The organism is Methanomethylovorans hollandica DSM 15978 (assembly GCF_000328665.1).
Taxonomy (GTDB): domain Archaea; phylum Halobacteriota; class Methanosarcinia; order Methanosarcinales; family Methanosarcinaceae; genus Methanomethylovorans; species Methanomethylovorans hollandica.
Genome location: NC_019977.1, coordinates 1,792,642 through 1,818,534, shown reverse-complemented (window position 1 = coordinate 1,818,534; position 25,893 = coordinate 1,792,642). Strand labels below are relative to the sequence as shown.

At 40.1% G+C, this 25,893-nt stretch carries 17 protein-coding genes; 14 read left to right on the top strand and 3 right to left on the bottom strand.

The genetic code is table 11. From position 1 onward, the window contains the following. The first annotated feature begins 133 nt into the window (after window positions 1-133). From METHO_RS08725 to METHO_RS08715, 3 genes are read left to right on the top strand one after another with little or no spacing between them, the layout of a single operon-like run. Window positions 134-2,743 carry a CHAT domain-containing protein gene (locus METHO_RS08725; protein WP_015325168.1) on the top strand — a complete coding sequence of 870 codons (2,610 nt, stop codon included), beginning with the start codon at window positions 134-136 and terminating at the stop codon, window positions 2,741-2,743. Window positions 2,744-2,753: 10 nt separating this feature from the next. Then, the gene (locus tag METHO_RS08720; protein WP_015325167.1) at window positions 2,754-3,200 is read left to right on the top strand and encodes a hypothetical protein; all 447 of its coding nucleotides are present in this window, start codon (window positions 2,754-2,756) and stop codon (window positions 3,198-3,200) included. A gap of 20 nt (window positions 3,201-3,220) precedes the next feature. Then, the gene (locus METHO_RS08715; protein ID WP_015325166.1) at window positions 3,221-3,877 is read left to right on the top strand and encodes an NUDIX hydrolase; all 657 of its coding nucleotides are present in this window, start codon (window positions 3,221-3,223) and stop codon (window positions 3,875-3,877) included. A gap of 184 nt (window positions 3,878-4,061) precedes the next feature. Here the strand turns inward: METHO_RS08715 and METHO_RS08710 are convergent, their stop codons facing one another. The 3 genes from METHO_RS08710 to METHO_RS14000 all read right to left on the bottom strand — a co-directional run bounded on the left by METHO_RS08710 (window position 4,062) and on the right by METHO_RS14000 (window position 6,758). Next, window positions 4,062-4,310, bottom strand: a complete 249-nt coding sequence (locus METHO_RS08710; RefSeq protein WP_156811092.1) for a hypothetical protein — start codon at window positions 4,308-4,310, stop codon at window positions 4,062-4,064. Beyond that, a complete protein-coding gene (locus tag METHO_RS13735) occupies window positions 4,307-4,600 on the bottom strand; it encodes a hypothetical protein (protein ID WP_156811091.1) in 294 nt (97 codons plus the stop codon). The genes METHO_RS08710 and METHO_RS13735 overlap by 4 nt, the downstream gene beginning before the upstream one ends. Window positions 4,601-4,676: 76 nt before the next feature. Continuing rightward, window positions 4,677-6,758 (bottom strand): disaggregatase related repeat-containing protein, encoded by a 2,082-nt coding sequence (locus METHO_RS14000; protein WP_015325164.1) that lies wholly within the window; start codon window positions 6,756-6,758, stop codon window positions 4,677-4,679. 899 nt (window positions 6,759-7,657) lie between these two features. On the opposite strand from METHO_RS14000, the gene METHO_RS08700 reads away from it, so the two are divergent. The 11 genes from METHO_RS08700 (at window position 7,658) to METHO_RS08650 (ending at window position 25,761) form a co-directional block, all read left to right on the top strand. Then, window positions 7,658-8,884, top strand: coding sequence for a COG1361 S-layer family protein (locus tag METHO_RS08700; RefSeq protein WP_015325163.1), 1,227 nt, complete (start codon window positions 7,658-7,660; stop codon window positions 8,882-8,884). 9 nt (window positions 8,885-8,893) lie between these two features. Continuing rightward, window positions 8,894-10,102, top strand: a complete 1,209-nt coding sequence (locus METHO_RS08695) for an ABC transporter permease (protein ID WP_015325162.1) — start codon at window positions 8,894-8,896, stop codon at window positions 10,100-10,102. Then, entirely contained in the window at window positions 10,090-10,785 is a 696-nt protein-coding gene (locus tag METHO_RS08690) for an ABC transporter ATP-binding protein (protein ID WP_015325161.1), read from the top strand. Before METHO_RS08695 ends, METHO_RS08690 begins: the two co-directional genes overlap by 13 nt. 341 nt (window positions 10,786-11,126) lie before the next feature. Next, window positions 11,127-11,975 carry a hypothetical protein gene (locus tag METHO_RS08685; protein WP_015325160.1) on the top strand — a complete coding sequence of 283 codons (849 nt, stop codon included), beginning with the start codon at window positions 11,127-11,129 and terminating at the stop codon, window positions 11,973-11,975. A 344-nt stretch (window positions 11,976-12,319) separates the two neighbouring features. Continuing rightward, entirely contained in the window at window positions 12,320-12,613 is a 294-nt protein-coding gene (locus METHO_RS08680; RefSeq protein WP_015325159.1) for a ferredoxin-thioredoxin reductase catalytic domain-containing protein, read from the top strand. A 25-nt stretch (window positions 12,614-12,638) separates the two neighbouring features. Continuing rightward, complete coding sequence (locus METHO_RS08675; RefSeq protein WP_015325158.1) at window positions 12,639-13,097, top strand: (Fe-S)-binding protein; 459 nt, start codon at window positions 12,639-12,641, stop codon at window positions 13,095-13,097. A gap of 21 nt (window positions 13,098-13,118) precedes the next feature. Continuing rightward, window positions 13,119-14,363 (top strand): formylmethanofuran dehydrogenase subunit B, encoded by a 1,245-nt coding sequence (locus tag METHO_RS08670; RefSeq protein ID WP_015325157.1) that lies wholly within the window; start codon window positions 13,119-13,121, stop codon window positions 14,361-14,363. Next, on the top strand, window positions 14,363-14,767 hold the full coding sequence (locus METHO_RS08665) for a molybdopterin dinucleotide binding domain-containing protein (RefSeq protein WP_015325156.1): 405 nt from the start codon (window positions 14,363-14,365) through the stop codon (window positions 14,765-14,767). Before METHO_RS08670 ends, METHO_RS08665 begins: the two co-directional genes overlap by 1 nt. Window positions 14,768-14,793: 26 nt before the next feature. Beyond that, window positions 14,794-15,219 carry a hypothetical protein gene (locus tag METHO_RS08660; protein ID WP_015325155.1) on the top strand — a complete coding sequence of 142 codons (426 nt, stop codon included), beginning with the start codon at window positions 14,794-14,796 and terminating at the stop codon, window positions 15,217-15,219. Window positions 15,220-15,467: 248 nt separating this feature from the next. Then, window positions 15,468-16,523, top strand: coding sequence for a metal-dependent hydrolase (locus METHO_RS08655; RefSeq protein WP_015325154.1), 1,056 nt, complete (start codon window positions 15,468-15,470; stop codon window positions 16,521-16,523). 1,054 nt (window positions 16,524-17,577) lie between these two features. Then, a complete protein-coding gene (locus METHO_RS08650) occupies window positions 17,578-25,761 on the top strand; it encodes a disaggregatase related repeat-containing protein (RefSeq protein ID WP_015325153.1) in 8,184 nt (2,727 codons plus the stop codon). Window positions 25,762-25,893: the final 132 nt, after the last annotated feature.

The window sequence follows — 25,893 nt, the reverse complement described above, 5'->3', positions numbered from 1 at the left end:
CGTCCTCGTTTAAATACGGATTATTTCATTGTTCCAATTTGTGGAATAAACATTGATATTATATACAAAACTTATTAAAATATTGTTTTTATCTCTGACCTAATTTAAATAGTATCTATCTCTATAACTATTTATGCTCCAAATTTCAGATGATGTTCAAAAGTTAATAGATAGGTTTGACTTATACAATGAACCAAACCTTGAATTTGACGATCATTTGAAAACAAAATTTGATGAATTTATTAGATGTAGTTCAGATTGGGATTTGATTGCGTGTTCTTGTAGAAGAATTATAATTTGTGACCGTGAAATGGATCTTGAAACAGGTCTTAATTTAATTTCAATTGCAGATGATACTTTTAAAAGTCTTGTAATTACAGATAATCCATATGAATCAATTAGATATATTAATTCTTGTGGATTGATTAATTACAGATGTGGTAATTACCCTTCTGCTTTAGTTCTTTTCAAAAAAGCTCATGATCTGGCTGAAAAATTCAACGACATAAAAGTTTTCTTACCGGATACTAAAAGTAATATTATAAGAACTGAATTTGAGCTTTATTATCAAGTGCTCCCAGATAAAATACCTGAGGAGCGTAAAGACGAATGTAAAATTAAAATAAATTCATTTATAAAAACATATAAAGACGCAATTGATTACTGTAAGGCAGAGAATGCAATTTTCAACAAGAAAAAAATATTTTATGGTCATGGGATGGCAAGTTTGTATCATAATTTAGCTGAAACATATATTTCTATTTTTAAAAAGGGAGAGTTATTACCAGAATGTTATCCAGATGGAATTAATGATGCAAAAAAAGCTAATGAAAAATCTTTGGAGTATGGAGAAGAATATAACGACATTTACAGACAATTACAATCAAAAAGAGCTTTATTAGTGGTTTTTGAAATACTTAAAAGCAAATATCGTGAAACTGTTGACGAAGAGCTTATAAATAGATATGAAAGAGAAGTCCTGAATGGTAAATGGAAACGTGGGAAGTCTATAATTTATCAAGAAAAGATAAAGAGGGCCACTAACCAAGAGGAAGTAACAACAATAATCAAGAATAATTTAAATTTAGATATAAATTCCGAAGACAAAATGGGCTTGTTATATAATTATGATTCAATAAAGGTGTTTCTAAGAAATAATCCAAATGTTGAATTAAGAGATAGCACAGATAATCCTTTAACTTTTTTAACGATTGCAGATGCAAAGCTCTGTATTGCAGAAAAACTTCAAAATGTTTTTTCAGCGTTGTTATATAAAAGGCAAGTAATACGAATCATAAGAGATGATATTGCTTGCAAGACTCGAAATTTATTGGATAATGGAAAATACGATGAAGCTATTGAATTCACTGAGAAATACAATTGCCGTAGTACTTTGGAGTTAGCAGAATTAATACAGTCTGGCGAGTTTCATCCCACTGACAAACAAAAAGAAAATGTTGAGTTACGTAAGTTGAACGTTTGTAAAAAGATTGAAGAAGAAGGTCGCAATAATAAACAGAAATCAGAAATCGATACTCAAAAAAGTCTCTCAACTTCAATTATGTTATCAAATGATATCAATGTTGACTATTTAGATCTGTTGTTAGCTTATGAAGACATGCTCAAATCTCCAATCGAAAATATTAATAGTTGTGTGCAAATTGAATCTAATTTGGTAAGCGAGTTAATAATGCGATTAGGCAAAATACCAAAAAATAAAGAAACTTTAGTAATTAAATTCATGGTTGTAGATAATGAAAAATCAAAAGATAACACAATATGGATTTTCTTTATAACAAGAGATAAAATAAAAAAAGTAGTAAAATTGGAAAAAGAATCACATATCGATCTTATAAATCAGATTAAAGCTACAATTCAAGACACCGAATTAAAAGAAAGTATGGGTGCAGGAAATTCTGATTTATATAAAGTCATGGCCAAATTGAATGATGCGATTAAGTTGCGTGATACTGTTGATACAGAACACATAAAAAATATATTTATAATTCCCGACGGTGAACTATTTCAATTTCCTCTTCATTTAATAAATAAAGATGGCGAAGATTTAAGAGAGAACTTTAATGTGTTTTATTCGCCTTCAATACGTTATATTTTAAAAGAAAACAATCTTATTTTAAAAGATGAGGTTCCTATTAAATATCTATGGATTTCATCACCATATAATGAGTACAATAATTTATGTAATGAAAAAGAAGAACTAGAAATACCTTCGTTAAGTTCTACAGATACTTTGCTAACATGTAAAAACGCAACAATCGAAAGATACATGGAATCTTTAAATAGCAATAGATATAATTATATTTGTTTTTCAACGCATTGTTATTTTAACAATAATATAGTTACATCTTATGCTTCTAATATTATGCTTTATAATTCATTCATTACACCCTACGATTTTCTGATGTCTCCTTCTAACTTTGAAAGTGTTAAAAATGTATTTATAGGTGCCTGCAGTGGAGGATCATGTAAATATACAGATGAAAATGAAGTTGTAGGTCTTGTTACATCCTTGTTATCAAGAAATGTGCAGTCAATAATTGCTCCTCTCTGGAAAATACATCCAAAAGTGCATGATAATTTTATAGGTGTTCTTAAAGAAAATTGGTCTGCGGAGAATACATATCTTTGGGATTTATCTTATCTTGTACAAAATTCACGTGTTTTTTATAAACCATTTCTTATTCCTTTTGTTCAATATACTAACTTACAAGCAGTAGAATAGAGGAAAAAATATGAATTCAAATGAAAATTTAGGAAGTATTGAAAAAAACATTGTTGACTTAATTGGAAAGTACAACTCAAAAAAGTTGAACCATGAAGAAATATCATATTTAAAAAAAGCTGGAAAATTTGTACTTCTTACAGATGAACATATATATAATAAGTTGAAGGAACAAAAATCTCATGAAGAATTTATTGATATAGTGGATGATGTCTTAAATACATATAATAAATCCATGCTTGGTTCTGGAAATGAGGTAGATGAGAAATTTATTATCTTTATGATATGCTTTATGTTTATTACAAGTAGTAACTCACATATTCTACAGCTATCAATTCATCCAGTAGAACAAGCAGTTGATCTAATTATTCAACATTCAGGAACTGTACTTATAGGTGTTCTGATCAATCTTTTAACAGATGTTGTAAAAAAGTACCAGAAATTACTTGATAAGTGATAAAATAGCTACGTGAAAACATGAAAAAGAAGATTCTTCTAAATGTTGTTGCAAAAAAAGATTTTTTGTATCAAAAAAAATCAATCCATTTTGGTTGGAAATCGGATATTAGTAATGGAATTGTTTTTCAAAATTCTAATTTAGGTGTTACCCTTTATTATTTTGCCGTTTTAAATGAACATAATTCATTTGAGTATGACACTTTTGGCATTGAAGAAAGAGCTCATAATTGTGTTTCCGTTGTAGTTAATCAAGATGGTAATATTGGTTTACTAAAAGAATATCGATTTATGCCAGAAAGGTACTTTATAAGTTGTCCTCGTGGTTTTGCAGATTCTGATGAAGAAAATAGGGTTAAATGTTCATTAAGGGAGATTGAAGAAGAGATAGGAGAATATCAACTGATTGAATCAATAGATCTCGGCGATTTATACCAGAATACTACATTCTTTATTACTCCTATTGGAGTTAGGTTAGTAAAAATTAATATTAGTGAGACTAAGAAACTAACAGAATTGCAGAAAGCAGAAGACATAAATGGTGTATCTTTCTATTCAATTGAAGATACAAAAAACATGATTAGAAATGGAAAAATAGTATGTGGAATTACGTTAGCAGCCTTAGCAAAATATTTTTCATATATTGAAGATAAGAGAGTAATAGAGCATTTCGACTAATCCCGTTTAATTTAAATAGACTCCCAATACACTATTAGTAGCCAACCTTATTTTGTCTTTAGAAAAACCAAGTATGAATGTTTCTCCTAATTTATTTCTTCAGTTCAGTATACTTACCTACCGCCGCCATCAGGCGGGCGGCCTGGGTCGCTTGCCATGATTGTGGGGCGGGCGAAGTGGTAAATTAAGTTAAAGGGTCGAGTTCTTCGGTGGTGTCATAGAGGTGAAGAACCTGCGAGACATCAAAGAAGTAGGATTGGGGCAGGAAATTATAGAAGCCCCATTTATCCTTGGTGATGGCCTGGACTTCGAGGATAAGAGGTTTGCCTGATTGGTCCTGCCTGTAGGTTTCAGGAATTAGGATAGCCTGCATCCTATACCTGAAGCGGGAGTCAAGGAGGTCCATGGACTGCATGTTAAGGTATGCGTTCATGTTGCGTTTTGCAAGTTTGGAGAGGATGTAGGAGCCGAGCATGTTAGTCTTGGAGGAGAAAGCACGGGAATCGAAGGTATACCAGGCCTCGTCCATGACGAAAGTTCCCTGCTGCATGTTATCCATATCCTGCACTGTACGGGTGCGGGTATGAGGAAATTTAAGGTCGTAGTTGCTGTAGATGGGGATGCCCTGGAATATAGTCTGATGTAGTCCCGCACAAAGTCCAGGATAAGTAACATCTGGGATGGGTGCAGGGTCCTAACATGCTTCATATCTATGTGTACCATTAAAGCACACGATCGATGAGATAAAAAAGAAATTGAGCGAAATTATTTCCGCTCAAACGATTGTAACTGGCCTTATTTAAAGTTCCACAGTCAGTTTAGGTCTTTGATCCGGATTAGACCACTCAGAGCTATAGAATGCAATGTAATTGCCACTCTCTGTACTAGCTTTCAGGAAGAAACCAGTGTTTTCATAAGTACCGCTTATGTATTCCTGCACAAGCTGTGTGACATCAAAGTCATGGTATTGATTATCAGGCACAGTGCTTGCCGGGAAAGTTACTGAAGCATACGGAACGTTGCCCTGTGCAATGTTATTAACATCGAACCATGCTCCACCTACCGGTTGCCACGCTCTGTGATAGTCATAATAATACCAGGTCACATGCTCCGGGTTCCACTGCGCTGGTCTGTACACTTCAACTACAGTATCAGAAGTGCGTGTCTTGGATTCAGGGTAATACCAGAAGAGTGAAAGTGTCGCCCTGGATATTGTATCATTTTTATCATACATGCTAAGGTCAAACAACATCACATCCCTGGCACGGGATTCGTTATTTCCAACATCCAGATAGGTTGTAGTGCCAAGCACAGAACACGAGGATGACTCGCGCAGGTTATTGTCATTAATAGCAGTGTGAACATTCGCATTAGTGCCAACGTAGTATGCACTATCCTGATCTGTATATTCCGTACCGTTATAATATCCGGAAGCAGTAGCGTTATTTATCTGCTGACCAGGAGATATGGACACATTATATTCAGCTGCAGTGGAAGCATTTGGATCCAGAGTAGTGTTGTTGAGAAGTACCGGACCATACTTGTCATCTGTAACATTGACTCCTGTCAACGTAACATTTCCATTGTTGTTAACCACTATTTTGAACTTTACCGGATCAAAGGACAAAGACGGACCTGGTGCTGAGTCAGTATCTTCCCAGTCAGTGCCATTCCATACATACTTCTCGATGTCTATGGATACTTCATGATCAACTTGTACCCAAGCCGTTGAGATCGGATTTGAAGTTTCCTCGTCATTGATAGCAACGATAGTATCTGTACCTGCGTTTGATCCAATGTAGCTCCATGTAGCATTACCATTGCTATCCGTTACTGCCGTTCCATTCTGGGCATTTGGACCAGATACCGTAAAAGTAATTGTCTTTCCAGATATCGGCTCGTTATTAGTATTTACCAGTCTGGATGTCAAAGTATGACTTGTACCCACCTCATTTGTAGTATTTAAAGGTGTCAGACTGAGTTTAAGGGACATTACACTTCCTGCCTGAATGAAAACGTAAGAGTCGAGATATGGATCACCAGCGTCTCCAATTGCTAATTTGATGTGATTTAGTTCTCCGGGCTTTACATTAGCTATAGCAGTAAGAACAACCGTCAAGCCATCAAGTTCGGTGTTAATTGTAGCGTTTGGAAGAACATTATTAATATAGAATTCAGGGTTCTTGGGATCGGTTCCCAATGGATATCCACCATTTACACTGTTAATGGAAACCGGTGTTGGTGGAGTTATGCCTGGAAGTAGTGCGATGTTAAAATCTGTGGTATTCCCATTGACAAAGAAACCAAAGACATCATTGTATTCCGTATTTGCATATTCATTGTATTCTTCTGAACCAAAAACATAGTTGAAGGTCATTTGGCTGGTATTTGGTACAAAGTCAAATTCCAGTATTGCTGCATCATAAGTGTTATAGCTGGGAATCAGGCCATCCAGCACATCATCACCAGGCAAACTATAATTAGTTCCTGTACTATTATATTTGTTAGGACCTATAACGTTATTTATATCCCCGGTACCCAGGATAACACCACTATCAAAACCTATGATACCATTACCACCACTGAATAGTCCTGATGCTCTATTATTTCCAGTAAATGTAACATTTGAAACAGAAACTCCTCCTCCAAGTAAACTGTTCACCAAGTCTGTCGGGGTCAGACTGGCATTCAGATCAGAAGTTGCAATTCCTGTGCTATAGATAGTAAAAGAGTTATAGATAGGGGCAGATTTGTCAGATTTTACATCTTCAATTCTGTCTGCAGCTACAATGCCGACACTTAAGATTATTAAAAGGAACAAGACTCCTGAAAGTTTAAAAATATTTTTTTGTGATCGATCCTTTTTTTCTTGGTATTCCATAATATACTCCACCATAAATAATTCATATTTTGACAATCTTAATGTTTATTTATTCTAATGAACTAAACCGTGGCTACTTTGTGTCATAATAATTGCTTTTAAAAAGTTATCACGACCTAACCACCACACTGCTGGAAATATTCACTTATTTTTTTAAACATTAATCTTGGGATAATTCAGCCTAAGAAGACATATAAAATGTCTAAAAAATGATAGGATTCCACATTTTTGCACATCTTCGCATGCTTCTTTTGTATCTTTCCTACCACGAATTTATGTACTTCCCATAATACCTAAAGTAAATCTTAATTATCCACTTATCAGAATACAAGTAAAGTAACTAGTATATAAACTTTGGCTTTGTATAAAAGCCACTTTTAATTTTATTTTGATCTGATTATTAATACAGAATGCTTCTCATGATCATTGTTTTCCGCTGAAAGATAAAGGCAATGATCTCCCTATGTAATTGCAAATCTTCCAAAAGAAGATATGTACAGCACAAGTTATTAACTCTGATTTTGCTAAAAGAATATCTTAATCGGGACTACATAATTATTGTTGCGCTTGCGGAACTGATGGACAAGTTGAAGTTAGGAATTGGGTTAAAATTCTTCTACTCATATAGTAAAAATCTACTCAGATAGCAAAAAGATAGAGATAACTGCTATTATTCTGAAGAGATACATTCTCCAGTAAGAGTATGACTAGACTCAGATGGTGTATGTGATATTAACATAACAACTTAAAAATAAGATAAAAACATAAAAAATGTAATCTGAATTTTACTTATAATCCGATCATAAGCAAAAATGGGGACGCTTAAGAAATGCTTCAAGTGACCACAGATCATTATCAAAAGGCATGCACATAAATGATTTTGAAGGGATGAATAAAGAATGAATTCTAATGCAAGATCAACATTTTTTATGGTATCACTTTTTTTGTTTATCCTTCTGGGAAGTATTACAGCTGAAGCAGGTTCTGGTGACGAATGTTTAATAGCTGTCGTAGAGGACATCAGCCCCAGTTCAGTCGGGATCAATAAAGAGTTCACTGTGGGGATAAGTCTTGAGAACTGCGGTACCCAGATTCCTGAAAATATCACTTTTGAAATAATCAGCATCCCCCCGGATATCATGGTTACGGAAAGTCTCGTTGCTCACTTTCCCAGATTTGTTTACAGTAACAGTGAAAGGCAGTTGAGATACCATATGAGAACAACCCCGGATGCCAAACCCGGTCCTCATATCATAAAAATGAAACTGACGTATGGAAATAAGGATGTAACAAGAACAGCATATTATGAGGTTGAAGTAATAGTGATAGGTGAGCATGCCGAACCAAGGATCTCGTCTGTCAGGACCAACCCAGAATATATCTATGAGGGAGATACAGTTGATCTTAATTTAGGGATAGAGAACTTTGGCAAAGGAATAGCAAAATCCCTGGCAGTCGATTTAGGCTATGATTTCCAGGGAATAAAGAACTCTACGATCGGAACTCTTAGTTCAAATGGCAGTCAAACGGCATTATTCAAATTCAAGGCAAACAGATCAGGAACTTTTGAGATCCCGGTTATCATAAACTATGAAGATGATTATGGCATTCATAAGGATGAGTATAACATTAAACTCACCATACTTGACAAAAAAGGAAGTTTAAATCTTGCATCTGTGAAGGTTGACCCTGTTCTTCCCCGCAAGGGTGATACTGTAGAACTGACCATGAGGGTCGAAAACTCTGGTGAGAGGACAATTAATTCAATAAGGGTCTACGCTGATCATCCGTTCAAAGGACTAAAAGAGTCTTTTATAGGTACTCTTGATACTAACGAAGACGGGCCTGCAGTAATTACATTTGTGGCCGACAGAGCAGGAGAATACCAGATCCCGGTAACAATAACATATATTGATGATTTTGGGGAAGAACAAATTGAAACGAAGGTCAATCTGATCGTCATGAAAAAGGATAGTGGAGTAGGCACAGCTCTGCTTATATTGATCATTCTGGTAATCATTGGCGGCCTTATCTATTATAATTACAGGACAATAAAATTAAAAGATGCCGTGATCAAGCAGTTGATGGAAGGCGGAGATAATTCTGCTGACAACAAGAATAAATGAGGCTACAATATGATCAATGATATACGGGTAGGAGCTCTTATTGCCTACTGCAGTATCAAGAGAGGCAACAAGAAAACACTGACGTTCATTGTTTTTGTCCTCTCCCTCATTTTTTTGAACTTAGTGTTTCTTCCGTCAATGATAGGAGGACTTTTAGGCATGTTCACCGGGTTCATGCAGGATTATCCGTACGGAGATATTGTCATTGAACCAACTGGTGATAATACCTACATTAACAATGCAGATAATGTATTGAAGAAAGTACGGGCTGTAGAAGGGGTGAGAGCTGCAACAAAAAGGATTGATGTGGGAGCATCTATTAACCATAAGCAGAAAGTCGTAGGTGTAACGATAACCGGCATGCTTCCCACAGAAGAGTATGATATTTCTCGCTATCCGTACATTATCAGTGAAGGAGAATTTTTAAGTGATCTCTCCCGGAACGAGATAATCATCGGGGCTATGATAGCAGGGACGGGGTTCGGATCAGAGATATATGACAACCTGGGTGAAGTAAGGCCAGGATCCTTTGTTGACGTAACATACAGCAATGGAGTAAAAAGGACCTATAAGGTCAAAGGCATTATGGAAGGCACATTTGAGGTTGTCGATCTGAATGCTCTGGTCCATTACAAGGAGATCGAGGATGTGTATGGCCTTGAAGGCAAAGAAGCTACCAGTGTAGTTGTAAGGGTCACTGATCAAGGGACAGAAGCACAGATCCAGGACAAGATCAGAGAAGTTGGAGTGAATGAACAGGTATTTACATGGGCTGATAAGTCGGAATCTCTCATAAGGCAGGCCATGCAAAGCATGGGTGCTATAGATGTGATGTCCAAGATCGTGAGTTTGATCGTAGGTGCAGCGCTGGTCCTTATTATTATCTATATCAATGTGCTTAACAGGAAAAAAGAGATCGGAATTCTCAAAGCGGTAGGTATTACCCCAAGATCTATTGTGTTGTCCTATGCATTTCTTAGCACTTTCTACGTTTCACTGGGAATTTTTGCAGGATTGATACTCTACTTTACACTTATGCTTTATTTCCAGGCAAATCCAGTAATTTTCTATGAAACCATAGAAATAAGTCCGGTCATTGATCCTGTGCTACTTATTCAAAGTATAGTTACCATGCTTACGCTGTCAGTGATAGCCGGGATCCTGCCTGCCTGGAGTGTATCCAGAGAGAGCATACTCAAAGCCATATGGGGACGGTAAAAATAATCATAGTAAAAGATCTGAAAAGATATTATGGGACCGGAAAAACTGCGGTCAAGGCTCTTAATGGTGTTTCTTTTGAAATTAAAAAAGGGGAATTTGTAGCCATAATGGGTGCATCCGGTAGTGGAAAAACGACTCTTTTGAGGATACTGGCTTTGTTGGACGATGCAACAGATGGGATATACACTATCCGGGGGCTAGAGGTTTCAAGCCTGCCGGAGGCAGAAAGAAGTTATTACAGACTGACTCAGGTTGGTTATGTCTTTCAGGATTATGCACTCATCAATGAGATGAGTGCTGCAGAGAATGTATATGTGCTTTCTATGATGGAAGGAAAGTCAAAGAAGGAATCTTACAGAACTGCTCTTGAAGCATTAGCTAAGGTTGGCCTGAATGGGAAACATGATCGAGTCCCTGATGAATTATCGGGTGGTGAAAAGCAACGAGTTGCCATTGCAAGAGCAATTGCAAAAAAACCTGATATCATGTTTGCTGATGAGCCATGTGCAAACCTGGACACCAACAACTCAAAACAAGTGCTGGATGTATTCAAAGAGCTGAATGAAAAATATGGACAGACAATTATTATGGTCACACATGAACCGTGGCATGTAGAATATGTTAACAGGGTGATAACACTCGAAGATGGTATAATGATCAGCGATGAGATAAAAACATAAGCTTAAGTGTACGACTACATGTGCATCATGGTTAGGTAGTAAGGTAAAGGATTTATTTCAGGGCTCTGTCCTCTTTGTGGAATAGCTGTGAGATCTATATTCACGTGGCTGTGGAGACTAGGTTATATTTTGTTATATGCATAAATAAGATCATTCAGCAAGCCTCTTAAAAATTTAATTCTGGTTAGTTTCTATATTTTTGTATATCGGATTTCAGAACCCATGGTACTGAAATAAAATATCGGCCTTGAAGGGAAATATGCTGATAAATTCCATTTATTCAAAGAACATACCAGAATCACGCAAAAACATTATTTCTAAGTATATTGCTATTCATTATCATGGATAGTTTTAATCTGGTAACCCATGAGCCAAGAATGCTGATAGTGACGGGTGAAAAGACATTTGAGGAAATGAAAGAACTGGCCTGGAACAAAAAGACTGCAGCTTTCGGAGGTCTTAAGAACCTCCTGTCAAGGCCAAAACCTGAAGATATCAATATAACTCATTCAGAAAAACAATATAAACCGTTCTGGCATGCTGTCTGTTCCACGCACTTTGAATATAAACGTAATTGTGAATTCATTGTCAAGATCAGCGATCCAATAGTTCAAAAAGTAACAATATTTGGTGAAGAAAAGACCATGGATCCGCAAAGGAACATCACACTTTCACGGGTAGAACACTGTCTGGAAGCTAATTCAAAAGATATATTTGTCGATGCCTATACTGAAAAAGAAGAAGATTTTTCCAAGTATGTCGCCATGTCCACAAGGGAACTTGCACAGACCGCAGAGCTGAACGAAGGAAACACTATAGTACTTCCTGTAAAAGTAAAGGCTGCATACATTGTCAGGAAACTGCTGACCGAAATGCTGAAACCGATAGATGCTGATGAAGTACTGGATGAGACTGTGAGCATAGATACCCTGGATCTCTATTTCAGACCAGTTTATGCTTTCGAGTATACCTGGGTCCCGAAGAACAAACAGAACGTGCTGGAGTTCGACGGTATCACAGGCGAGTTCTATTCAGGGAAAGTTCTTCGGGAAAAGATGACAGAGATCTTCACTGAGGAAGCTTTGTTCGAGATTGGTGGGGAGATCGCAGGTTTCATTGTTCCAGGTGCGGGAATACCTGTAAAGATACTTCAGGAATCCAGAAAAAGAAAGAAAGTGATCGATAAATAACAAATTTTGAAGTTGATATAATACCCAGTGCTATTGCTATCATGCGTAGGGTTCCTGCCGTACATGGGCACCCTATAAACGCTCCTTTTCTGCCGGAATGAAAATTATTTTAATATCTTCCGTTACAAAGATATAAGAACAGAAAGACAGGCAACCACTAAGCGTTACACATTTAATACATCCCTTCCATAATATATGGGAGTGGACCCTTTGGATCATATATTTATTCCTGAAACATGTCTGGAAATCCACAATTCCCGTAATAATCGTATTTTCAATGGACCCGTGGGTCTGAAAAAGGTAAATGGACCCACAGAGATCAATCGTAAATTCTGGTGAGATGAATGATCAAACATGAACACATAGTTGAAAAGACAAGAGGATGGCTCATAAGATATGCAGATAAAAAAGGATATATTCTTAACCCCGATGAAGAAATGCTGCATATAGTTATCGATGGTCTGACACGGAACAGAAATGAGCTCGGGCACCAGTACTGTCCTTGCAGGATAGTTACCGGGGACAAGGACGAGGATAAGAATATAATCTGTCCATGCGTGTATCATGAAGAAGAGATCAAGACCAATGGAAGTTGTCATTGTGGACTGTTCTTTAAGAACAATGGCAATGGCCAGTAAGTGGTCCTGAAGGAGAACATTGATAATGCCAACTCTGATGGAGATCTACCAGCTGCTGCCAAAAACAAACTGCAAAAAATGCGGTAAGGCGACCTGTATGGCCTTTGCAGTGGATCTGCTGGCACGTAAGATCAGCATAGATGATTGCCCGCCTCTTAAGGAAGAAAAATATCTTACCGGCTATGAAAAACTGAATGAACTGATAACTCCGGTGGGTGATGTCACTGAAACTGGTTTTCTTGTACACAAGGACAAATGCATTGGTTGTGGCAATTGTGTTGTTGCCTGCCCGGTAAATGTGGTGGCAGACCCGGAAGGAACAGGTAGTGGCAAGGCTCCGACCAATGACAAAGTAATCCTATACATAAAGGATGGCATAGTACGGCCGGTGAATATCCAGGAATGCCGTCGTTTTGGCTCCAACAAGACGCTGTGTTATGCATGTATAGACACATGCCCCACAAAAGCAATAGAATTTGTATGATCCCCTTCAGGAGTGATATCATTGGACAACGGACCATTTGTTTGCACAGGTTGTGCCTTATTATGTGATGACATTACAGTGGAGCTGCAGGACAGCAGGGTCACTGGAGTTAATACAGCATGCCTGAAAGGTGTTTCCCGCATGAAAGGCTGCGCTTCACCCATGCCATGCACAGTGGATGGAAAAACAGTTGATGAAAACACTGCAATAAAGGAAGCTGCCAGGATACTGAAAGAAGCAAAGCATCCTCTTATCTTCGGGCACGGGAATTCCACACTGGAAGCCCAGACAAAGTCCATAGAGCTTGCAAGAAAACTTGGTGCACATATTGATGATACATCTTCTTTCTGTCAGGGACCCCTGGTTGAGGCTATCCTCAATGGAAAACTACCGACCTGTACTCTGGATGAAGTGCGACACATGGCTGATGTGATCGTATTCTGGGGAGCGGATCCTTCACATTCTCATCCACGGCATCTTTCCATGTATTCTTACTTCCCCCGGGGAAAACAACGCCAGAGAGGCTGGGAAGAGGACCGGACCGCTGTGATCATAGATGTGAGGAGGTCGGATACTGCTGCAGTCTGCAGCGATAAGCTCTACGAGATCCCGGTTGGAGCGGATCCGGAATTCATGGGTGCTCTTCTTAGTGCTCTATCCAGTAAGGTTCCAAAGACATCTTTCAACATGGATCCCAAAAGGATATTGGAATTAGCAAATATACTGAAAAAGGCAGAGTTCGGAGTAGTGTTTGCAGGTCTTGGCATGACGTATTCTCTGAATTCTCTGGACCCCCTCTTCAGCTTAATGAACAAGCTCAACGAAACTTCAAAATTCCATCTGATACCCATGGTGGGACAATACAATATGCGTGGTTTTGATCATACTCTTTTCAGGGAAACTGGCCATATCAACAGGGTGTATTTCGGAGGAGAAAAAGTAGAACATGGGCCACAGCAATCTGTGGTGGAACTCATCAGCAATGACGTTATAGATGCAGCCATGATCATTGGCTCTGATCCTCTTGCAAGCCTCCCCGGGGCAATTGCAAAAAAACTCAGTAAGGTCCCGTTAATTACCATTGATCCCTGCGAGAACCTGACCTCCAGGGTGTCCAAAGTGACCATTCCCTCAGCACTTAGCGGTGTTGAATGCGGAGGCACTGCAATACGCATGGATGGTGTGGAAGTGGTACTTAAACAGATCATTGACACAAAGAAACTGGCAGATGAGCAGATCATCACACGTATCATGGAGGAGATATGATGGGATTCGGACAATTCCTCGCAGAACCTGAGTTCAAGTTCATCATCGTTACCCACAGGGATATATTCCAGAACACCGCCCAGGAAAATTCCAGGTTCAGTGAGCAATATGCCGAGCTTTCTTCCATCATCAGACTGGATAAGGATGATATGAAGAAGATGGGACTTAAATCAGGGGATATGATACTTGCGAAAAACACTTCCGGAAGAGTAGTACTGAAAGTAGGGATTTCAGTTCTTGAACAGCCTCATCCGGGAACAGCATTCATGATCAATGGGCCCTGGGCTAATGTTCTTGTGGCAGCTGATACCGCAGGCACGGGTGTACCTGCCTTTAAGAAAATAGAAGTGATGATATCGAGATCAAAAGAAGGCAAGGTTACCTCGCTTGCTGAACTGATCTAGTATGGCATGGATAGGGAGGGCATAGTATGAATGATGCAGAAAGCTTTTGGGAAGGTAACAGTTATCTTATAGTGACCGATAGATCAAAACCGGCTATCAAATTGACCATCGATGAGCTCAAAAATAGAGGCTTATCCGTGCAGGCTCTGGACATCAAGGATCTGGGTGCATCTCAGGTCCAGGCTGCTCTTGAAGCTTTGTCCCTGCCGGTGGAAAAAGTTGTGATAGGTATTACAGCTATGGAACCTGCTGATATCATACAATATCTTCTTGGCAGAGGTTGTGAAGATATCTGGGTCCACTGGAGGACGGATACAGAAAAAGTACGTGAAATGGCTTCAGGCACAGCAGGTAATATAATGACCGGCAAATGTCCGATGTTGTACCTTGGTAGCGGATTAAGTATCCATGGGATGCACAGGCTGATTGCGCGCTCTTTTGGAAAATACTGATATTCCGGGTTGATCTGGCTGCACCGAAGGTTCTATAAATCTGAGATCTCTCATTCGATTTAACTTGGTTTATTTCTTAACTTCCTTCAGGAAGCATTGCTAATGGACATACTTGTTCAGCTGATAGTTGATAGATGTTATAACTTCCCTTCAGGCATCGGTTCATATTCACAGAGATGATCATTGAAGTAAATTTAAATCAGATGATCGGGGTACAATATTCTGGCATTGAATGTAAATGGTGAATTATGGTAAGTTCTTTATCCCACGCAGGAATCGGTCTGCTCATTGTTTTACTTTTAGGATTGCGCGGAAGGGAAAGTAAACTGGTGGTTTTGTTCTCGATACTTCCTGACCTTGATTTTATTCCATACGTCATATTTATCCTGCTGGAAAAGTATCTGAGCCCGGAGATGCGAAACAGTTTGTTCTATTTTATGGGACATCGGGAATTCATGCACTCCATATTGTTCATTATATTAGTTGTGCTGTTCCTTCACATAATGGAGAAGAACCTCCATCTTACGATCGCATGCTTCCTGGCAATTCTTAGTCACGTATACCTGGATTATGCAACAAGCTGGAAAATGCGTCCTTTCTTCCCTTTTATAAAAGAGAGCTCCACCCTGGGGGCCTTTGATTTCTTTGATCCTATTGTAACTGCAATTTCCCTGATACCTCTGTTCATACTGTTGTTACAGTATCAGAGAAATAAAGGGAAGTGGCCAAAAATGGACCCGGTATACAGATACCTGCAACACAATAAAAGAACAATAATAGTTTCTATATCATGTATTTTTCTAATCTGGTGTGCTTTGGCACCTTTTACTAAGCTCATGCTGGTACAACATATCTCAGATACGGAAGACTCTGACATTTCGTATCAGAATATGGCACCTATGTCATTCGGGAAGTTCCTGGGTGCATACAGCTTTAATGAAACGCATTATAAGATATTTGAAACAAGTTACTGGAAAGGCATACACAGATCGAGTCTTATTCCAGTGAACTCTTATGACAATATAACTGCAGATGATTACGGATACATCTCAAGAGCCGCAGCATTGTATGATTCCAGCTTCCCACGGGAGATAGATTATCCTGTGTACAATATCACAGAAAACTCTACAGATGCTATTGTTACTGTTTCGGATGCCAGGTCAGTTTATGTGAAGTACTGGGCATATTTCAATGTTGAATATACTTTCATCTTCGATAAAGAGGATTCTGGTTACGTGGTCTTCATAAAAGATCACAGGAACATCAAACGATCTGTGCCTTTGAACAGATTCATCGATACATAATCAGGGTACTTTAATCTTGTCTGCCTATTAAAGCAATAATTCTCTTTTTTAGAACATCAAAGGTAGGTATGATACTTATTGAATAGAACGGATTATCCTCCTCTGGCGATTAATCTTATATTCCGCAGATGTCCTAGAATTTTGCCAATTATCTGAATTGCAGTTATTTGTCAAACTTTAATAATACTATTTAACATAATAATAACATACATTGTGATAAATATTGGACTTTCTTCGTACAAATTGCTGAAAAGAGAAAATACCTGTTTTTTCTTGACATCTGCGGAAGGTCGGATTAATTATGCAACTTCTCCTTATACCACTAAACGAAGGTCACAAATGGGTATATTCAACACATATAGGATTCTTTTTAGGCATGAAGCCCACTCTTGATCTTGAATATTTAACACTGAAGCCTTTAATGTTTTCATTAAATTGGCTCTCTTCAACATCGTGTGGGTAATTGCAGCACCAGTACATCACTAATCCCCCATAAAATAACAATTCACTGTATACTAAATATCCGCTGAAATTAAGAATCCATATCATGTGACTTAGTTGTCATGACTACCAAAATCGGTTCAGTAAGTCAGAATACTCTTTTACTCCGAATACCTTCCGAATTTACCCACTCAATGTTGTGGAGATCCATTAAATTTAGCAAATGTACCGGAAGCTAACATCTATCCGATGATTCATCATTGGTAGAGGCCATTGATCTTGAAAAAATTATTTAATACAAGTCTACTTTTTTTAGTTGCACCTTAAATGGATGTAGCTGTCAACTTTGGTATTAAGGGAAAAAGATTTACAGGGATTTAATAAGTATAATCGCCATAAATAATTTAATAATGTTTAAAGTCACACGAATGTTAATATAATTGTCATCAAATCTAATTTGGTTATATTTATATTTAATAAGAACCCATACCTAATTAGGATAGTAGATCTACTTCTAGGTCCAGGGGTGGATATTCCTTTCATTATAGTTGGAGTTTAACCACAATTTTGTGGTTTTCTGGGCATCCGTGGATTTAGCAGAGGGGTGTTGAAAATGAGAAGAGACAGAAGGGTTCTAACTGTATTTCTAACTGTGGCCATTTTGGCCTGTATGCCTATGATAAGTGCAGCCATTAATCCGCCGCCTGTGCAGTTCTTCTATGTACCGGTTCCTGAAAACCAGTGGCTACAAGCTCTACAGGTAATTCAGGCAGGTGGCTTCGGTGAAACTCCTCGCAATCCAATGCAAAGTTACATTTCTATTTCTGCGATTGCCAATAATACTATAATTTATTATGATCAGTATGAGAATGGATATGAACCCGATATTGGCAACCCTCTTGATGTATATTCAAGTTCTAATCTTGACGGTACGCAGATATGGGGAGATGGTGACACTTCAAATGGAGTCCCTCCGGGGGTGCCCAGTGATATAATCAATGGGGGAACGGTAATCGTCTTAAATAATCCTGTTACTACCACCGATCCTCTAACGGTCATCAAATTTGGCGGCAGGGATAAGATAGCAGCCACCAAGACTATCTCTGTGGTCCGTGCAGGCTGGGCTACAGGGCCAAATACTCTCATGGCCGATGCCAATGAAGTGTACGATACTGATAACTGGGGTACGGAATTCCGTGTTCCGGTAGGTACGAACATTCCCGATGGCACAGATTTTCAGATGTTCCAGTACACTGGTATGGCGATCATGGCCGGCAAAGGTGGCGCAACAGTCCAAATTGATGCTAATGCAGATACTGTATTTGAAACAACTGTTCCTCTTACAGAAGGACAGAGCTATCTGGTGAACAATGGTCTTTCCGTGGGAGCTCGTGTAATTTCCAACAACCCGGTTCAGGTAGACCTTATAACTGGTAATATAGCCACTTCAGTGGGATACGAAAGTCGTTTCTTCCGTTTGTTGCCTACTAATCTGTGGGCCGCCAGTTACTATACTCCCGTCTCAACTCCTACCAGTGCTCAGACTTACAATGGTGTAGAGACAACTGTCTGGCTTTATAATCCATCTTCCACTGCTATCACGGTTCAGTATCGTGCCAGAACTTCCTCCAGTACTATAAGCAACGTTGCTCTAACAGTTCCTGCAAACAGCTATCTCAAGCAAGTTCTAACAAACGTGAATTATGGCGCACATTTCTACACGACCGGTGGTCAAAAGTTCTACGCTTTGTCCACTACTAACTCTGGCAACTCTGGAACAAGCACTAATTACTACAATTCCATTTGGGATTGGGGTTTTGCTCTAGTCCCTGAGAGTTCCCTGACACCTCAGTTGCTCATAGGTCTTGGTATCGGACGTGATCCTACTTCTTCTACCAACCCTACTGAAAATGGAAATCCTGTCTGGGTTTCACCTATCGGAAATGGAAATAATCCTGTTAGGGTTTACGTTGATTTTGATGCCAATCCAACAACGGGAAGCTTAACTGATCCAAACGGAAATAAATATAACGTTCATTATGATCTAACGGAACTCGACAGGGCAAAGGTCTATGATACTATTGACCGCGACCAGACAGGGATGCTGCTGTACACTTTGGATGGTACCAAACTGGTGGGAGCCTGGGGTGAGGATCCATTGACTGCCAGTGCCGCAGCGCCAGGAGTAGATATGGGTACGGGAATACCACCTCTACCCTTGTTTGATGATGGTAAAACTGCCAGCTTATATGAAGACAGGGACAATGACGGCTATGTCAGCCCCGGGGATGTGTTACTCTATACAATTGTCATTAATAACATTGCTCGTGCTCCTGTACCGGATGTGTTGTTGCAGGACGCATTCCCTGTAGATGCTATCTATGTTGAGGATAGCACCAACTTGACTAAAGAAGCTCCCACCATCCCAACAACAACAAGTCCAATTCCTGACAGTGGTACAACTGCTTTCCCGCTGGACGAAGGGGGCGTTATCCTCGATGATAATGTTGCACTTCCAGTTGGTGGCTCATATACAGTCACCTTCAAGGCTATCATCAAGGATTTTGTAGACCTGACTCCCGGTATTACAGAGATCGTGAATACTGGAAGCGCAACTGCTGTCGGTATCACCATACCTTTTGAGGCCAGGACACCAATTTACGGTCGCCTCGGTGACTATGTGTGGTTGGATGTTAACGGCAATGGTATTCAGGACGTAGGTGAGCTGGGTGTTGCAAATGTAACAGTAAATCTGCTGGATGGCAGTGGTAATCCAATGCTCGATGTTTTCAGCAATCCCGTAACCATCAAAACAAATGCTACAGGCTTCTACCAGTTCCTCGGCCTGCTTCCTGGTAGTTACATTGTGGAGTTCATAAAACCGACAGGCTATGACTTCACGCTTAAGGATAAGGGCCAAGATGACGCGGTGGACAGCGATGCTGACCTGCTCACAGGTAGAACTAGCTCGATAACGCTAGCTGCAGGTGAGAACAACAGCATGCTGGACGCTGGTCTCTTCCAGCTTATTCCAGAAGTAGATATTGAGAAATATACTAATGGAGAAGATGCTGATAACGCAACTGGCCCGTTCATTCCTGTAGGATCCACTGTAACGTGGACTTATAACGTTACCAACAATGGTACTGTGAATCTGACGAATGTTGTTGTAGCTGATAACATGGGTGTAATTCCAGTTCGTATCAGTGGTGATAATGGTAACAACATCCTTGAACCTGGAGAGGTCTGGACTTATACTGCTACCGGTACTGCAACTGAAGGTCAGTATGCTAACATCGGTAATGTTAGTGCAGATTACAGCGGTACCCCAGTCACAGATGAAGATCCAAGTCATTACTATGGTGCTAACTCTTCAGTTGATATTGAAAAGTACACCAATGGTGAAGACGCTGACAGTCCAACCGGACCTTTCATCCCCATTGGTTCCGAAGTTACCTGGACTTACAATGTAACTAACTCAGGTAATGTGAACCTGACAGACATTGTTGTAATGGACGATATTCTGGGCATTATAAGCAACCTTGTTGATGGTGATACCAATAATGATGGTATCCTGCAACCTGGAGAGGTCTGGACGTATACTGCTACCGGTACTGCAACTGAAGGTCAGTATGCTAACATCGGTAATGTTACAGGCTATTACAATGAAGCTCCGGTAACCGATGAAGATCCAAGTCATTACTATGGTGCTAACTCTTCAGTTGATATTGAAAAGTACACCAATGGTGAAGACGCTGACAGTCCAACCGGACCTTTCATCCCCATTGGTTCCGAAGTTACCTGGACTTACAATGTAACTAACCCAGGTAATGTGAACCTGACAGACATTGTTGTAATGGACGATATTCTGGGCATTATAACCAACCTTGTTGATGGTGATACCAATAATGATGGTATCCTGCAACCTGGAGAGGTCTGGACTTATACTGCTACCGGTACTGCAACTGAAGGTCAGTATGCTAATATCGGTAATGTTAGTGCAGATTACAGCGGTACCCCAGTCACAGATGAAGATCCAAGTCATTACTATGGTGCTAACTCTTCAGTTGATATTGAAAAGTACACCAATGGTGAAGACGCTGACAGTCCAACCGGACCTTTCATCCCCATTGGTTCCGAAGTTACCTGGACTTACAATGTAACTAACCCAGGTAATGTGAACCTGACAGACATTGTTGTAATGGACGATATTCTGGGTATTATAACCAACCTTGTTGATGGTGATACCAATAATGATGGTATCCTGCAACCTGGAGAGGTCTGGACTTATACTGCTACCGGTACTGCAACTGAAGGTCAGTATGCTAATATCGGTAATGTTAGTGCAGATTACAGCGGTACCCCAGTCACAGATGAAGATCCAAGTCATTACTATGGTGCTAACTCTTCAGTTGATATTGAAAAGTACACCAATGGTGAAGACGCTGACAGTCCAACCGGACCTTTCATCCCCATTGGTTCCGAAGTTACCTGGGCTTACAATGTAACTAACCCAGGTAATGTGGACCTGACAGACATTGTTGTAATGGACGATATTCTGGGCATTATAACCAACCTTGTTGATGGTGATACCAATAATGATGGTATCCTGCAACCTGGAGAGGTCTGGACGTATACTGCTACCGGTACTGCAACTGAAGGTCAGTATGCTAACATCGGTAATGTTACAGGCTATTACAATGAAGCTCCGGTAACCGATGAAGATCCAAGCCATTACTATGGTGCTAACTCTTCAGTTGATATTGAAAAGTACACCAATGGTGAAGACGCTGACAGTCCAACCGGACCTTACATCCCCATTGGTTCCGAAGTTACCTGGACTTACAATGTAACTAACCCAGGTAATGTGAACCTGACAGACATTGTTGTAATGGACGATATTCTGGGCATTATAAGCAACCTTGTTGATGGTGATACCAATAATGATGGTATCCTGCAACCTGGAGAGGTCTGGACGTATACTGCTACCGGTACTGCAACTGAAGGTCAGTATGCTAACATCGGTAATGTTACAGGCTATTACAATGAAGCTCCGGTAACCGATGAAGATCCAAGCCATTACTATGGTGCTAACTCTTCAGTTGATATTGAAAAGTACACCAATGGTGAAGACGCTGACAGTCCAACCGGACCTTACATCCCCATTGGTTCCGAAGTTACCTGGACTTACAATGTAACTAACCCAGGTAATGTGAACTTGACAGACATTGTTGTAATGGACGATATTCTGGGCATTATAAGCAACCTTGTTGATGGTGATACCAATAATGATGGTATCCTGCAACCTGGAGAGGTCTGGACGTATACTGCTACCGGTACTGCAACTGAAGGTCAGTATGCTAACATCGGTAATGTTACAGGCTATTACAATGAAGCTCCGGTAACCGATGAAGATCCGAGTCACTACTTCGGTTCCAGTGGTGAAATTGACATCGAGAAGTACGTATGGAACGGTACTGGTTGGGAAGATGCTGACACAGTAACTGGTCCTTATCTTGCTTCCACATTTGATCCCGTTCAGTTCAAGATCATAGTTACTAACATGGGTAACGTTGAACTTACTAACATTGTTGTAACCGATACCAAGTACGGTCCAGTCACTCTGACAACTACCTCTCTTGGTGTTGGAGCTTCTACCGAAGCTGAATATGATCTTGCCTGGGTTTCCGGTCAGCAGAACAACACTGCTGATGTTGAAGGTTACTACGGCGATACAAAGTACAATGACACTGATGATGCCCATTACTATGGTGCCAGCGGTGCTATTGATATTGAAAAGTACGTATGGAACGGTACTGGCTGGGAGGATGCTGATACCATAACAGGTCCTTCTCTATCGTCGGGTCCCGTTCAGTTTAAGATCATAGTTACTAACATGGGTAACGTTGAACTTACTAACATTGTTGTAACCGATACTAAGTATGGTCCGGTAACTCTGCCCACAACCACTCTTGGTGTTGGAGCTTCTACCGAAGCTAAGTATGATCTTGCCTGGGTTTCCGGTCAGCAGGTAAACACTGCTGATGTTGAAGGCTACTACGGCGATACAAAGTACACTGATAGTGATGATGCACACTACTATGGCCCAATCTCTCAAGGCGCTCAATATGACAATATATTGAGTGAGTCATCATCTTGTGTTGTTTTTTCTGATACATCCTACCTTGCTGTAGGGAAGAGCAAGGCTCGTAGCAGGGATGTGATGTTGTTTGATCTTAGTATGTACAATAAAGATGATACAATATCGAAGGCAACACTATCTCTCTTCTGGTATTATCCAGCAGGTCAGACACGTACTTCTGATACGGTAGTGGAGATATACAGGCCACAGAGATGGGATCCAAAGCATGTGACTTGGTACTATCGTCTGTATCGTACTGCGTGGAACCCGGTAGGTGGGGCGTGGTTCGATAAAAATGGTGTATCACAAGGCAGCACACCATATGCTTCAGTAACTTTCCCGGCGAGCACTGTGCCTGATAATCAATACCATGACTTTGATGTCACACAGCTTGTGCAGGAATACATAAGAGGTACGTATGAGAACACTGGTTTCTTCCTCAAGGCAAGAACTGAGAGTGGTAATTACATTGCCTTCTACAGTTCTGAGTGGTCCAATGCTGATCAGAGGCCTAAGTTGACTGTAGATCTCAATGCTGGTTCAGCTCCGATCGCACCACCGCTTTCAGCTCCGTTGGCACCGCCTGTAGTAGATAATCTACCAGTTGCAGATGCTGGTGCTGATAAGGATGCTACTAAGGATGTAGCTGTAACTTTTGATGGCAGTGGTTCCACTGATGACAACAGTATAGTCTCATATTCGTGGGACTTTGGTGATACTACAACTGTAGCTAGCGGTGTCTCACCAGTTCATACATATACAACAGCAGGAACTTACACTGTGACCCTTACAGTTACAGATACCATCGGGCAGACAGGTTCAGATACACTGGAAGTTGTTGTGAGTGACTCAACAGCCACTACAACCACAACAGATTGTGTTTCACACGCTCCAGTCTATGACAATAGATTGCTTCAGAGATCTCCGGATATAGTTTATTCCACAAATAACTATATCGATATTGGAAGAAGCACAAGCAGTTACAGAGATGCGATATTGTTCGATCTGAGTGGTTATAAGCCCACTGATACGATATCCCAGGCAACGCTGTCGCTGTACTGGTACTATCCAGCAGGCGCTACCCGCACTTCTGATACTGTAGTTGAAGTTTACAGGCCAGTAAAGTGGGATCCAAAGTATGTGACATGGAATACTCGTATGTCCGGTGTTCCTTGGACTACAGCAGGAGGAGACTGGTTCGATAAGAATGGTAATGCACAGGGTAATGTTCCGTATGCTTCGGTAACTTTCCGGGCAAGTACTGTGCCTGACAATAAGTACTATGACTTTGATGTCACACAGCTCGTGCAGGAATATGTAAGTGGTATGTATGAGAATACTGGTTTCTTCCTCAAGGCAAGAACCGAGAGCGGTAATTACATTGCCTTCTACAGCTCTGAGTGGTCCAATGCTGATCAGAGACCACAATTGAAAGTGTGTCTCATTGGTGCTTCAGTTCCAATCGCACCACCAGTTTCAGCTCCGATCGCACCACCGCTTTCAGCTCCGATCACACCGCCTGTAGTAGATAACCTACCGGTTGCAGATGCCGGTGCTGATCTGACTGCTACTAAGGATGTAGCTGTAACTTTTGATGGTAGTAATTCTACTGATGACATCGGTATAGTTTCCTACACTTGGAGCTTTGGTGATGGCACAGCTGAATCTGGCGGTGTCTCACCAATTCATACATATGTAACAGCAGGAACTTACACTGTGACCCTTACAGTTACAGATACCATCGGACAGACCGATTCAGACACACTGGAAGTTGTTGTGAGTGAACCTGTTGGTCCTGTAGATAATCCACCAGTTGCAGATGCAGGAGCTGACAAGACTGCTACAACGGGTGTAGCTGTAACTTTCGGTGGCAGTGGTTCCACTGATGACATCGGTATAGTCTCATATTCATGGGACTTTGGTGATGGCACAGCTGAATTCAGCGGTGTCTCACCGGCTCATACATATGCAACAGCAGGAACTTACACTGTGACTCTTATAGTCACAGATACCATCGGACAGACCGATTCAGACACACTGGAAGTTGTTGTGAATGAACCTACAACCACAACAGGAAGTTCTGTTTCATACACAGCTGCTTATGATAACAGATTGCGTCAGATATCTCCGGATAGAGTCTATTCCACTAGCATCTATCTCGATATTGGAAAGCTAAGCACAAGCAGTTACAGAGATGTTATATTGTTCGATCTAAGCGGTTATGATCCAAAGGATACGATATCTCAGGCAACCTTGTCGCTGTACTGGTACTATCCAGCCGGTGCTACCCGCACTTCTGATACTGTGGTTGAAGTTTACAGGCCAGTAAAGTGGGATCCAAAGTATGTGACATGGAATACTAGTATGTCCGGTGTTCCTTGGACTACAGCTGGAGGAGACTGGTTCGATAAGAATGGTAATGCACAGGGTAATGTTCCATATGCTTCGGTAACTTTCCGGGCAAGTACTGTGCCTGACAACAAGTACTATGACTTTGATGTCACACAACTTGTGCAGGAATACATACGGGGTACTTATGAGAACACTGGTTTCTTCCTCAAGGCAAGAACCGAGAGCGGTAATTACATTGCTTTCTACAGTTCTGAGTGGTCCAATACTGATCAGAGACCGAAATTAGTTGTGACACGTGTTTGAATACTCTGTATTGAGCTGAGAATAACTCAGCTCTTTTTTTCTAGAATATGTTATGCTCCATCATGTTGTTTATTTGCAGTTTAGTTAGGGGAAATAAACAAAGTGATATACAAATGATTCATATTATTCCTA